This window comes from Methylocystis rosea (assembly GCF_003855495.1).
In the GTDB taxonomy this organism is placed as follows: Bacteria; Pseudomonadota; Alphaproteobacteria; order Rhizobiales; family Beijerinckiaceae; genus Methylocystis; species Methylocystis rosea_A.
In genome coordinates, this window is the sequence record NZ_CP034087.1 from 282596 (window position 1) to 296062 (window position 13467).

The window sequence follows — 13467 nt, forward strand, 5'->3', positions numbered from 1 at the left end:
AGGCGTTTAATGGAGGATCACGATCAATCGGCGGGCCCGGGGGCGTTCCTTGCACAGGCCGCTGAAGAAAAGACGGGTCTCCCCAGCCGGCACACAACTGTTGGTCCGGCGCGCGCGCCACATCGTTCGTTTCTTTACGCCATGGGCCTGTCCGCACGGGAGATCGCCAATCCTTTTGTCGGCGTTGTCACGACTTGGAATGAAGCGGCTCCGTGCAATATCTCGCTGTCTCGCCAAGCGCAGGCAGTGAAGAAGGGCGTCGCTGCAGCCGGTGGCACGCCGCGCGAGTTCACGACGATCGCCGTGACCGACGGCATCGCCATGGGCCATGCCGGCATGAAGGCGTCACTTGTTAGCCGGGAGGTTATCGCGGACTCGGTTGAACTATCGGTCCGAGGTCATTGCTACGATGCGCTCGTTGGACTCGCTGGATGCGACAAGACCCTGCCTGGACTGATGATGGCCATGTTGCGGCTCAACGTCCCATCAGTGTTTCTCTATGGGGGGTCGATCCTTCCGGGGCGGTTTCGAGGGAGAGACGTCACGGTCCTTGATGTGTTTGAGGCCGTCGGCGCGCATGCGGCTGGCGCAATAACCGATGCGGATCTCGCCGAGCTCGAAATGGTCGCCTGTCCATCTGCAGGCTCCTGTGGCGGTCAGTACACCGCCAACAGCATGGCCTATGTATCGGAAGCAATAGGCCTCGCGCTGCCCGGGTCCGCCAGCACGCCGGCCCCGTACGATTCCCGCGACCGCTTCGCGGACGCCGCCGGTCGCGCAGTAATGGCGCTCCTCGAGAAAAGCTTACGGCCTCGAGACATTGTTACGCGCAAGGCCCTCGAGAATGCGGCGGCGGTTGTCGCGGCGACCGGCGGGTCGACCAACGCCGCGCTGCATCTGCCGGCGATAGCAAATGAAGCCGGTATCCCTTTTGATATCTTCGATGTTGCGGCGGTGTTCCGGCGGACGCCGCTCATCGCCGACCTCAAGCCAGGCGGTCGCTATCTCGCAAAGGACGTGCACGACGTCGGCGGCGTGCCGGTGGTGCTAAAATCCCTTCTGGACGGCGGCTTTCTGCATGGCGAGTGTTTGACCGTGAGCGGACGAACTTTGGCCGACAACCTCGCGGAAATCGAAGTTCCTGAGAACCAGGACGTGGTTGTGCCTACAGAAAGGGCGATCTCACAAACCGGAGGACTCGTCGTGCTTGAGGGCAATCTCGCCCCGGAAGGCGCGATCGTAAAAGTGGCGGGACTGCGAACTTTAGTTTTCTCCGGGCCTGCGCGCGTCTTCGACACGGAGGAGGAAGCGTTTGAGGCCGTAATGCAAAAGCGCTACCGGTCGGGCGAAGTGCTCGTCATACGCTACGAGGGTCCGCGCGGCGGCCCTGGCATGCGCGAAATGCTCTCCACGACGTCGGCGATTTACGGTCAAGGATTGGGAGAGAAGGTCGCGTTGATTACAGACGGCCGCTTTTCGGGAGCTACCCGCGGCCTTTGCGTCGGCCATGTCGGACCGGAAGCCGCCGTCGGCGGACCTATCGCGCTCATAGAGGACGGCGATGTGATCGAAATCGACGCAAGGCGCGGCGCATTGTCAGTGAGGGTCGACGCCGAAACGATGGGGGCGCGCCGTGACCGCTGGCGGCCGCGCGAAAACGCGTTCCAGTCCGGGGCGCTGTGGCGGTACGCGCGGACGGTTGGGCCGGCCGGGAAGGGCGCTGTTACACACCCGGGAGCGGGAGCAGAAAGCCACGTCTATGCCGATATTTGAGAATCGGTCCAGCCTGAGCCCGGGCGATGATGGTCGCCATGTTCATCACGTCCACCGGCACAGGGATCGGAAAGACGTATCAGACCGCATTTTCGACCAGATATTTCCGGGCCAAGGACGAGACGTCGAGGCCTACAAGCCGGTCATTGGCGATTTCGATTCTGCTTTTCCCGAAGAAAGTGACACAGGAATTTTGCTTTCCACGATGGGTCGTCCTGTGCGTGGCGGCTATCAGGCAGTTTGTGCGAAGAGCCGAGGTCATTGCCTTGCCTTATCAGGAGAACCTAACCGCGACACTCCCCGCCGTTCGGGACGTGGCGAAACTACTATGATCGATCGGACTCGCAGGGAGGATCGCGGCAGTGACTCCAATGCTAATGGGCCGGCAAGTACATGATCGGGCCATCCAGATACGAATTGCTTGGGGCTACTCAAGTGACCGCGATGGCGGGTGGCCTTCGGTCGTTAAACATGGTCAACTGTCATGTCTGGTTTTAGCGACCCGGTGACGATTAATACCCCCACGCCTGGCGCGGCGACCGGATTGGTCATCCGGCAGCCGGACGATTGGCACGTACACCTGCGTGACGGCGCCATGCTGGGGACGGTGGTCAACGAAACAGCCCGGCAGTTTGCGAGGGCTATCGTTATGCCAAACCTCATTCCGCCGGTCACGACGGTTGCCAGAGCAGTGGCGTACCGTTCGCGCATTCGGGCGGCGCTCGCGCCGGGCTTCGCGTTCACCCCGCTCATGACCGTGTACCTCACGGACACTATTGATCCAGGCGAAATTGAGCAGGGCTTCAAATCGGGCGTCTTCACGGCGGCCAAGCTGTATCCGGCGCACGCGACCACCAATGCCGCGCAAGGCGTGGCCGATATCGAGCGCATCTATCCTGTCCTCGAGTTGATGCAGCGACTTGGGATGCCGTTGCTGCTGCACGGCGAGGTCGCCGACCACCGCGTCGACGTCTTCGATCGTGAGGCTGTATTCATCGAGCGCGTTCTCGCGAAACTTCTCGCGGCGTTCCCGGCGCTCAGAGTTGTGTTGGAGCACATAACGACCGAGGAGGCGGTAGCGTTCGTCGAGACCGCCGGACCGAACCTCGGCGCGACGATCACGCCGCATCACCTGGTCATCAATCGAAACGCGATGTTCGAAGGCGGTATCCGCCCGCACCTGTATTGTCTTCCCGTCGCCAAGCGGGAACGGCATCGACTGGCGTTGCGCCGCGCGGCGACCTCGGGTAATCCTAAGTTCTTTCTGGGGACAGACTCAGCGCCGCACGCGGTCGGCGAGAAGGAATCCGACTGCGGATGCGCTGGCATTTTCAACGCTCCCGTGGCGCTGGAAACTTACGCGGCGGTTTTCGACGAGGAAGGCGCGCTGGAGAAACTGGAAGCCTTCGCCGCCGAACATGGCCCCCGCTTCTACGGTCTTTCTCTCAATACGGGCTCCATCGTCCTCGAACGGACACCGCGAAGAGTGTCTTCAACCATGGTTGTCGCCAACACTCGCATCATACCGTTTCAGGCGAACGCTACCCTCGCCTGGACGTTTCGCGGACGATCGAGCGGCGCTTACTAGCATGGCCCAAGCGCGCCATCCTTACGCCGGTCGAACGGCCGTTTTCGCCACCATGCACCGCAAGGAAGAGGTCGTAGCGCCCGCGTTGATGTCGACGCCCGGCTTAATCGTCACTTCAACGCCTGGACTCGATACCGATCAACTTGGCACGTTCTCTGGAGAGATTCCGCGCGATGGAACGATGCTCGACGTAGCCATGCGCAAAGCGCGTCTGGGCATGAGCGCCGCAGGTGTGCCGCTTGGGCTTGCGAGTGAAGGCTCATTTGGTCCGCATCCCGTCATTCCGTATATTCCTGCGGGCATGGAGCTCCTGGTCTTTGTAGATGACGAGAGGGGAATTGTTGTCACCGAAAGCTTAATCGCGGAGAAGACGAATTATGATCATCTGGTCATTTTGCCCGGCGAAGCATCCGACGAGTTTCTGCAAAGGATCGGTTTTCCAACCCATGGGTTGATCGTCCGGCCGAACGAAGGTGAGGTGGCGTCTGCTCTCGCCAAGGGCATTGTCGACCCCGACAGCTTAAGGCGCGCCATTGAAGCGGCCGCTGCTGTATCGTCGGATGGCCGGGCGCGCATGGAGACAGACATGCGCGCCCACTTCAACCCGACGCGGATGAGGAGTCTTGCCATATTGGCCGAACGCCTCGCGCAGCGCTTGGCGCGGCAATGCCCGGCCTGCGGCGCGCCGGGTTTTGGTCGGACCGGATCTCTCACCGGCTTGCTCTGCGAAGCCTGCGGCACGCCCACTGAGTTGGTCGTTGCCGAGATATTAGGGTGTCCCGCATGCGATTATACGGAAGAGCGCCTTCGAGGAGATGGATTGCAGCGCGCGCCGGCTCAGCACTGCCCTTTGTGCAACCCATGATGCATTGTGAGGATACCCAGCTCCCGGACCTTCTGTTGACACTGACCCAGTGTCACTTTCCTCGCAGGAGTCTCCGTGACGCGGAGAGCAAGCTTCGCCAGTGACGCGGTCACGCGCACCGTTTCAGCACGAGGATCTGTGGTCTTGCGGGATCGACTCTCTTGACGGACCATCTTCGACCTCATGGCGTCGCACTGAAGCGTCTGCGCGCGCTGCATCCGCAGTAGATCGATCTTTCGCTTCACCGAATGGAGCATCTTCGCGAGATTGGGGCCGGTTACGACCCTATGCGAGTTTTTTTGAAACAAATTCTTAGACATTTTGAATTTTTGCAACGCTGGAAATCCGCCTAGATTGGCAAGGCCATGAAATCCTTTACGCACTCGGACGCCAAAGTAATGGCTGGAATGAATCGCGTAAAGTTGAGGAGCGGACATCGCGACGAGGGATGGAGGCCAAATGAAGAGCATTTGCGATGGATTTGCGCAACATATGCTGAATCTCAGGAGATTTCGGCGGTCGTAATCTTGTCGGTGCGGTCTTCGCTAGGAATTGCATGAGGACAATGGCTGGTGAAACATATTCTCGACGGGCTCGAACAGCGGCGCGCGTCCGCACGGCTGGGCGGCGGACATAAGCGCATCGAAGCGCAGCATGCTCGCGGCAAGCTCACCGCGCGAGAGAGAATCGAACTTCTGCTCGATCACGACTCGTTCGAAGAGTTCGACATGTTCGTCGCTCATCGCTGCACCGATTTCGGGATGGATCAGGGCGAGAAAATCTCGGGCGACGGCGTCGTCACCGGCTGGGGGACCGTCAACGGCCGCGCCGTCTTCGTTTTCGCCAAGGACTTTACCGTCTTCGGCGGCTCTCTTTCGGAGACTCACGCGCAAAAGATCACCAAGCTGCAGGACATGGCGCTCAAAAATCGCGCCCCGATCATCGGCCTCTTCGACGCCGGCGGCGCGCGCATTCAGGAAGGCGTCGCGGCGCTCGGCGGCTATGGCGAAGTGTTCCAGCGAAATGTGCTTGCTTCCGGCGTCATTCCGCAAATCTCGGTGATCATGGGCCCCTGCGCCGGCGGCGACGTCTATTCGCCGGCGATGACGGACTTCATCTTCATGGTGCGCGACACGAGCTACATGTTCGTGACCGGACCGGACGTCGTGAAGACTGTGACGAACGAGACGGTGACGGCGGAAGAACTCGGCGGCGCTTCGGTGCATACCACCAAGAGTTCGATCGCCGATCGCGCTTACGACAACGACGTCGAAGCGCTGCTGCAGATGCGGCGGCTGATCGATTTTCTCCCCTCATCGAATCAGGAGGAGCCGCCGGAGTGGACGGCGTTCGACGAGGTCGACCGCGTCGATGCTTCGCTCGATACGATTATCCCGGATAATCCAAACAAGCCGTATGACATCAAGGAACTCATCCATAAGGTCGTCGACGAGGCCGACTTCTTCGAGATCCAAGAAGCGCACGCCCGCAATATCGTGATCGGCTTTGGCCGAATCGAAGGGCGCACGGTCGGCTTCGTCGCTAATCAACCCCTCGTGCTCGCCGGCGTGCTCGACATCGACGCCTCGAAGAAAGCGGCGCGTTTCGTGCGCTTCTGCGATTGCTTCAACATTCCGATCGTCACCTTTGTCGACGTTCCGGGTTTCCTGCCCGGCACGGCGCAGGAATACGGCGGCCTGATCAAGCACGGCGCGAAGCTGCTGTTTGCGTACGCCGAAGCGACGGTGCCGAAGGTGACCGTCATCACGCGCAAGGCGTTCGGCGGCGCCTATGCCGTCATGTCCTCGAAACATCTTCGCGGCGACGTCAATTACGCTTGGCCGTCGGCGCAGATCGCCGTGATGGGCGCAAAGGGGGCAGTCGAAATCATCTTCCGCGCCGACATCTGCGACGTAGATAAGATGGCCCGCCGTATCAGCGAGTATGAACAGCAATTTCTGTCGCCTTTTGCGGCGGCAGAAAGAGGTTACGTCGACGCCGTGGTTGCGCCGCGCGACACGCGAAAGCGAATCGCTCGCTCACTCGCCCTGCTCCGTGGAAAAGCTTTCGAAAAGCCGAGGAAGAAGCATGATAACATTCCATTATAGCATCTGTTTTGGCTTGAATATATTCAGTTATTTGCTCTGACGCTACAAAACCGCGATCAAATTGCTCTCGCAACGTGAAGCTTCTCCGAACTTGAAGCGCACACCGCAGCTTATTGGTTCTTTCCTCCTAGTCGGCCGTGAAGACGCCAAGCGCGCGGCGCGGGCAAGATTTTCTGGCCCGGCTGGTAACGCCGATTGCGGTAAGGCGCGCAAAAGCGGCGCGCCAACTTCGTAATATTTGGTAGTGCGCTCTTCCGCCGTCTCCGGCTCGTTCGAACGGGGAAACCAAATAACTTGTCTGCGTTGCGATCGCGCGCGAACTCTCCGCCTTCGTTTGGCGATCGCGACGAATGACGCCGTCTTCGCCGTCGCCTGACGGCTTGGCCCGCAAAGGGCATGGCGGAGCCACGCACGCGAGCATGAACATCTACGCCTGGCGGAGACGGTGGCACGGTATTGTAACCCTGGCTGTGATTGTGTGGCCGGCAAAAATCGACGCCCGGCTTGTGACAGAGCCAGGCCCGAGACCAATACGCGGTCTTGCGCGAACCGCGCATCAGAGTCCGATCAGTCGGCGTCTCGAAGCTCCTGCCTCCGGTTATGTGTAGCCACATGGCCGCCGCGTTGAAAAAGGACATGAGAAAACCACGCCGAGCCCGCCGCTTCAACCATTCTCAAGGCGTCGTCGAGCGAAGGAAGGGCGGTCACTTCGGCGGAGATTCCATCCTGCGCGAGACGAACGGCCATCGCCCGCAAGGTGGGCGGCTCGCCGTGAACCAAAAACTCGTTATGCGCGCCGCCGCAGCGGCAGCCACACAGCGCTTCATCGCGATGAAACTGTCGGGCGTCACGGAAAGCGATTCGATCCCGTACTCAACGAGGAACTCCGCGAATTCCGGGCCGGTGCCTGCGGAAAACGAGTTCGTCATTATGAAATAGATTATTCGATAAAGAGCAATTTAAATAATGTTTGCGCGCGTCTAGCATAGGCAAATAATTGTTACGTCGAGGGAGATTTATCTCTTCTTCCGAGTCGGGCAGCGATATCGAACGACGTCAGCCCGGCGTCACCCATGACGCGGGGCTGATGAGTCAGGAAACCGGCGGCATGACGCTCCGCAGAGCAAGCGCGCCGACCGACGCGCCGAGCGTCGCGCTGGCGATCGGCGCCATCATGGCGGAAGTTTCGGAGGGCGCATGGCGCTGACAGTTTTGCGCGGCGGCCATATCGTCGATCCGGCGACGGGTCAGGACGCGATCGGCGACGTCTGGTTTGAGGATGGCCGTATCGTCGAACGCCCCGAGGGCCGCAGCGCGGACGAGGAGATCGACGTCTCGGGCCATATCGTCATGGCCGGCGCGATCGACATTCATTCCCATATCGCTGGCGGCAATGTGAACACGGCGCGGCTGCTGCTGCCGGAGCTGCATCGCGCGATTCGGGCGCGGCTGGCCGATACGCCGCTGTCGACCGCCAAATGGTCGAGTTACGAGACGGGTCGTCTCTATGCGCAGATGGGCTTCACCACCGTCGTCGAGCCGGCGATGGCGCCGCATCACGCCTTGCAGACGCATCTGGAATTCAACGACGCGCCGATCATCGACAAGGGCGCGCTCACCGTGCTCGGCAACGACGACTTTTTGCTCGGCATGCTGCGCGACGGCGAGAAGGACGGCGCGATCAATGATTATGTCGCGCAGACCGTGGAAAACACCCGGTCGCTCGGCTTAAAGTGCATCAACCCTGGCGGCGTCGAAGCCTTCAAGGAGAATATGCGCGCCTTCGGGCTTGACGACGTGGTGCCTTTTTATGGGTTGACGTCGCGCCAGATTTTCCAGGCGCTGCAGAAGGCGACGCAGGCGGTGGGCATCGCCCATCCGCTGCATCTGCACATGAATAATCTCGGCCTCGCGGGCAATATCGACACGGCGCTCGCAACGATCGACGCGGCGCAAGGATTGCCGCTCCATCTCGCCCATGTGCAGTTCTACGCCTATGGCAAGGAGGGCAAGAACGGCTTCTCGTCGGCCGGCGCGCTTTTCGCCGAGAAGATCAACGCCAATAAGAATGTGAGCGTCGACGTCGGCCAGGTGATGTTTTCGGACACGGTGACGATCTCGTCCGACGTTCTGAAACAGTTCAACAGCCTGCCGGGCGCCCTTCCAAAGAAGGGCGCGATCTTCGACGGCGACGCCAATGGCGGCGGCATCGTTCCCTACGCCTACAAGATCTCGAACTACTACAACGCCATTCAATGGGCGGCGGGCTTGGAGCTCTTCCTGCTGATTGAGAATCCCGAGCAGGTGTTCTTCACCACCGACCATCCGAACGGCGGTCCGTTCACGACCTATCCGGAGCTGTTCGCGCTGCTGATGAGCGCCGACCTTCGCGCGCAATATCTCTCGCGCCTGCCGGCCGACGTTTTGGAGCACACCACGCTGCCGTCGATCTCGCGCGAGTATACGCTTTACGAGATCGCGCAGATGAGCCGCTCCGGCGCGGCGAAACTGTTCGGCTTTGAAGACCGCGGCCGGCTCGGCGCCGGCGCCGTCGCCGACATCGCGGTTTATAAGCCCGGACGCGACGTCGCCGGCATGTTCCGCCGCGCATCTTATGTGTTCAAGGACGGCAATCTCGTCGTGCGCGATGGCCAAGTCTCGCATTACACGCGCGGCAAGACGCTGCATATTCGCCCGCGCTACGATCGGCAGATTACCAAGCGCCTCGATTCCTACTACGACGACCTTTACGGCCTGCCGCGCAGCATCTTCGACGTGCCCGACGCGGCGCTGCCGCACGCGGACGCCTTTGCGGAGGTTCCATGCCGGATATAATTCGCAACGGCGTGACGATAGACGACAATTTCGCCGAAGCCTTCCCGATGAGCGGGACGGGCATGCGCGTGATGCTATCGACGACGGCGGCACTCGCGGGACAGGGGCGTGGAGACAAGGATGCGCTTGTAATCGACGGGCGCTTTTCGGGCGCCACACGGGAGTGCCCGATAGGACCTCAGAAGTGAATGAAGAGGAGGCTGCTCCGATGGGACAGTTCGACAAGTGCCTTCTGCTCTTGGTTCGATCTGACAATGATATTCCCCGCGCTTGCAAGGAAGCTGGAGAGTTTCTAGCATTTCGAGACGCGCGATTCCCGACAATTCATGAGGAGCACGACGAGGAATTTGTCGGAATCTGGGTCGACCCCTTGGTGGTCGATTCACCCCCGGAGCTGTTAGGCCGCACCTCGGCATATGGCCATCGTGCATTCCGGAACCGCGGGTCCTTTGGTTCGAGCGGAATATGGCTCTTGTGTTGGTTAGATGCTGCACATGGAAGCACTTCAGCGGATCTCGGAGCTTTACGTGAATCGTTGGTGTTAGCCTTGGTTGAACAGCAGACACTTCACGAATATCATACTACTCCGCAGTTCGCTCCAATCTTTAATGCGGCAGATGAGTTGTCGCATATTTGTTTTCAGACCGAGCGGCTACGCATATTGTTTCCAGAAGTAATTGGCGGGCCCCTCACATGGAACAGAACGACTGGATCCCTACGGCGTGTGGATGATTCGAGCACGCAGAGCCCAGCAGCGAAGGTGACGATTGATCTGAATTAAACTTTATGAATCGATCACGTTTCCTGCGGTCAGACGAGTCCGCCTAATCAAGCGCCATCGATAGGAGCTCCGAATGAGAATAAGAGAAATGTCGGCGGCGGCGGTCGCGCTTGCCGGACTCTTCCTCCCGCTGGAGCCCGCGGCGGCGCGCGACAACTTTGAATTTAGAAATCCGCGCGCTCATTCCGGCGCTGATGGAATCAAGAGCCATCGCCACAATGGCGCCTGGATCGATAACGACCGCGGACATTGGGGCGCAGACCGCGGCCGGCGCTGGGGCCATGGTCACGATCACTTCAGCCCCCGGGGACATGGCGGCCATCATTGGGGCTGGTGAGGCGCGTGGCGCGGACCCTGACCGTTTTGGACTCGGGGCGGGACACTTTAGGTTCGCCGGAGGGGAGCTTCTCAAGCAGGCGCTTGAGGTGTGCGGCGGCGGCTTCGATCAGTCCGCTGCGGGCTGGCGCCGGCCAGATCTCGACGGCCGCCATATTCGCCATCACCTTGGCGAGATTACCGGTCGGAAGCCCCGCGGCGTCGAAAAGCATGAGATCATAGGGTCCGGCGACCACGCGCTCGGCGACATGCGCGAGAAAAGAGGTATAGGCTCTAAAATCTGTCCAGTCTTTTCGAAGCGTAGCGCGACCCTCTTTAAACGCCTGAGCCGCCCGAAGCCGGTGTTCAATGCGGACGCGAGCTTGTTAGTCGGCGTTGGATGTTTAGCGTGACGCAGATTTTGTTGCAAATGGCCTCTATCTGTCGCCAACGAGGCGCGCTTCGAGTAGATCGAGTTTGACGCATGCATACATATGCCGTTTCACGAAGTTCAGCATCGTGATCTGTCCTTCGGGTTAACAAAAGGGACGATTGCAGCGCTGACAGCGGTTTTATCTTTCGTAACCCGTTAGCGGAGGACGCCGCCCGGCCGGTTCTGGCCCGCTCAATCCCGCGATCGAATTAGCACTCTGCCTCCTAACAAAAAGAGGCAAATGAAAGGGCCTAAATGCAGGATCGCCACCTATAAAGCTTTGGCAGTCGCGACGACTGCATCCGTCAATGCCCGCAGTTCTGCATCCTGAATGTTCAGCGCGGGAGTGAGGTAGATGCAGTCCGTCAACGTGCGAATCCATACGCCCTGCGCGAGAAGACTGGCTCGGGCCGTTCCGTGATCCAACTCCCTATTGAATTGCACTACACCAATCGCTCCTAGCACTCGTACATCGATGACCCTTGGTAGATCACGGCACGGTTCAAGGTCGCGCTTCAGCGCGAACTCTACTCGTTGCGCCTGCTCCAACCTGGGCTCGCTCTCAAAAAGATCGAGAGATGCGTTCGCGGCGCTGCAAGCGAGGGGATTTGCCATATAGGTCGGACCATGCATGAGGGCCTTCTGGTGATCATCGGACCAGAACGCCTCGAAAACATGAACACGAGCGAGCGTGGCCGCCAACGTAATTGTGCCTCCAGTGAGCCCTTTCCCGATACACATGATGTCAGGAATTACGCTCGCGTGTTCACAGGCAAACATCCTACCGGTGCGTCCAAAGCCGGTAAAAATCTCGTCGGCGATCATAAGGACGCCATGTTTCGTGCAAAGATCTCGCACACTCCGCAAGGTCGCCGCATCATGAAATTTCATGCCTCCCGCGCCCTGCACAATGGGCTCGATGATCACAGCAGCGATACGATTTCGCTCACGTCTCAGCAAATCATCTAGTGCCGTCTTTGTCTCCTTGTCGCGAGGGAGATCGGCCAAAAAATTCTTTGGAAGGTAATTCCCGAATTGGCTGTGCATGCCCTCGTTCGGATCGCAGACCGCCATGCAGGCAGTTGTGTCCCCATGGTAGCCATGGCGAAAGTGGACAAATTTTGTGCGCCCCCTTTCTCCCTTGTTCAACCAGTACTGCACAGCCATCTTGAGCGCAACTTCTACCGCGACCGAACCCGAATCGACGAAAAACACCCGGGTAAGATCGCCGGGAGAAATCGCGGCGATGCGTTTGGCGAGACGCAGTGCCGGTTCGTGGGTTATCCCTCCAAACATGATATGTGGCATACGCTCCATCTGCGTGCACATGGCGGCGAGAATATGCGGATGATTGTAGCCATGACATGCCGTCCACCAGGAACCGACACCGTCGATTAACTCGCGTCCGTCTGCAAGCCGAATGCGTGCGCCGCGCGTTGCGTCAGCGAGCAAAGGCCGCGGGTCGGTCTTCATTTGGGTGTACGGCAACCAAATATTGGCGCCGCCGAGACCACACCAATCCTCCTCACTATAGGGGTGCCCGTCGTTGGAGCAGATCATGCAATTTCTCTAGGATTGAATAAATAAATGACGTCGCGGAGACGAAGAGATCGGGAATCATTTGCACGCCGGCTACGTCGCCTTGAATGAGAAGCCGGTCAAATCGCGTGTGGACAGCGGGACGGCTACTAAACAATTAGCTAGCGGCTTTTTTTGCACTGATAACCGGATGTTGTCTCCAAACTCCTGACATTTTCGCCTTCCCTATTGGCGGTGTTGCTAGAAATAGCCTTCACGCTTCTTTTGCTCGAGCGAACCGCCGTCTTCTCCATCACTGATTCTTCCCTGCCGCTCTGACATTTTCGCCGCAAGAGTTTCCTCGAGGACGGCGCCGATGTCGGTCGCCGTCGACTCGATCGCGCCTGTGACCGGCCAACACCCAAGTGTGCGGAAGCGAACAGTTCTCGTCTCGATTTTGTCTCCGGGGCGAAAGCGCATTTTCAACTCATCGTCGACTACGATGAAGGCTCCATTGCGTTCAACAACTGGCCTGGGCGACGCAAAATATAGCGGCGCTAGACTGATCTTATGCAAGAACGCGTAGCTCCAGATGTCGTTCTCCGTCCAATTGGAGAGTGGAAATACACGGGCCGACTGACCTTTACCGAGCCGCAAATTATACTGCCGCCAAAACTCAGGGCGTTGTTGACGGGGATCCCAGACGTGCCCCGCGGTCCTGACTGAAACGATGCGTTCTTTCGCCCTAGATTTTTCTTCATCGCGACGCGCGCCTCCGAAAATCACATCATACCCGCCTCCATTGAGAGCCTCCTTTAAGGGCTCCGTCCTCATCACCATTGTGTATCGATCACCGTAGTCGAACGGGTTCATGCCCGCAGCGCGCCCGTCCTCATTTGCATGAACGATCAGTGAAAAGCCGGTTTCACGCGCAAAGGCGTCGCGAAACTCGAGAAGGGAGCGAAATTCCCATGTCGAGTCGATATGAAGCAGCGGAAACGGCGGCTTGCCCGGATAAAAGGCGCGCAGCGCGAGATGCGCGAGCACGGTTGAATCCTTGCCCGCCGAAAACAGCATCACTGGCCGTTCGGCTTCCGCCACCGCTTCCCGAAGAATGTGGATGGACTCCGCCTCGAGCCAGGAAAGGTGAGAGAGTTTGTTCTCCAACAACAGCCCGCCTTTCCTGCCGCCTCAGCGGCGCCCTGTGCGGTGAACTGCCGAGCAGTCCGCCAGTTCGGCGCTGGTCGCCAC

Annotated in this window: 11 protein-coding genes; 8 read left to right on the forward strand and 3 right to left on the reverse strand. The window is 59.4% G+C overall.

Annotated elements, in window-relative coordinates; translation table 11 throughout:
• Nucleotides 1–9: 9 nt before the first annotated feature.
• The 8 genes from ilvD to EHO51_RS20640 all read left to right on the forward strand — a co-directional run bounded on the left by ilvD (nt 10) and on the right by EHO51_RS20640 (nt 10287).
• The gene (ilvD, locus tag EHO51_RS19115; RefSeq protein ID WP_124740427.1) at nt 10–1773 is read left to right on the forward strand and encodes a dihydroxy-acid dehydratase; all 1764 of its coding nucleotides are present in this window, start codon (nt 10–12) and stop codon (nt 1771–1773) included.
• A gap of 484 nt (nt 1774–2257) precedes the next feature.
• On the forward strand, nt 2258–3361 hold the full coding sequence (pyrC, locus tag EHO51_RS19120) for a dihydroorotase (RefSeq protein ID WP_124740428.1): 1104 nt from the start codon (nt 2258–2260) through the stop codon (nt 3359–3361).
• Nucleotide 3362: 1 nt separating this feature from the next.
• Nucleotides 3363–4226 (forward strand): DUF6671 family protein, encoded by an 864-nt coding sequence (locus EHO51_RS19125; RefSeq protein WP_124740429.1) that lies wholly within the window; start codon nt 3363–3365, stop codon nt 4224–4226.
• A gap of 572 nt (nt 4227–4798) precedes the next feature.
• Nucleotides 4799–6334 carry an acyl-CoA carboxylase subunit beta gene (locus EHO51_RS19130; RefSeq protein ID WP_124740430.1) on the forward strand — a complete coding sequence of 512 codons (1536 nt, stop codon included), beginning with the start codon at nt 4799–4801 and terminating at the stop codon, nt 6332–6334.
• Between the two features lie 612 nt (nt 6335–6946).
• Entirely contained in the window at nt 6947–7273 is a 327-nt protein-coding gene (locus EHO51_RS19135; RefSeq protein ID WP_124740431.1) for a hypothetical protein, read from the forward strand.
• 258 nt (nt 7274–7531) lie between these two features.
• Nucleotides 7532–9169: a formylmethanofuran dehydrogenase subunit A gene (locus tag EHO51_RS19140; protein ID WP_124740432.1), complete on the forward strand. Its 1638-nt coding sequence runs from the start codon at nt 7532–7534 to the stop codon at nt 9167–9169.
• A complete protein-coding gene (locus EHO51_RS21490; RefSeq protein ID WP_432431934.1) occupies nt 9157–9357 on the forward strand; it encodes a dihydroxy-acid dehydratase in 201 nt (66 codons plus the stop codon). The genes EHO51_RS19140 and EHO51_RS21490 overlap by 13 nt, the downstream gene beginning before the upstream one ends.
• A gap of 666 nt (nt 9358–10023) precedes the next feature.
• Nucleotides 10024–10287, forward strand: coding sequence for a hypothetical protein (locus tag EHO51_RS20640; RefSeq protein ID WP_164479484.1), 264 nt, complete (start codon nt 10024–10026; stop codon nt 10285–10287).
• Here the strand turns inward: EHO51_RS20640 and EHO51_RS19155 are convergent.
• From EHO51_RS19155 to cysD, 3 genes are all read right to left on the reverse strand, one after another.
• Nucleotides 10247–10522 carry a hypothetical protein gene (locus EHO51_RS19155; RefSeq protein WP_124740433.1) on the reverse strand — a complete coding sequence of 92 codons (276 nt, stop codon included), beginning with the start codon at nt 10520–10522 and terminating at the stop codon, nt 10247–10249. The genes EHO51_RS20640 and EHO51_RS19155 overlap by 41 nt on opposite strands.
• A 446-nt stretch (nt 10523–10968) precedes the next feature.
• Complete coding sequence (locus tag EHO51_RS19160) at nt 10969–12258, reverse strand: adenosylmethionine--8-amino-7-oxononanoate transaminase (protein WP_124740434.1); 1290 nt, start codon at nt 12256–12258, stop codon at nt 10969–10971.
• A gap of 219 nt (nt 12259–12477) precedes the next feature.
• Nucleotides 12478–13383, reverse strand: coding sequence for a sulfate adenylyltransferase subunit CysD (gene cysD / locus EHO51_RS19165; protein WP_124740485.1), 906 nt, complete (start codon nt 13381–13383; stop codon nt 12478–12480).
• Nucleotides 13384–13467: the final 84 nt, after the last annotated feature.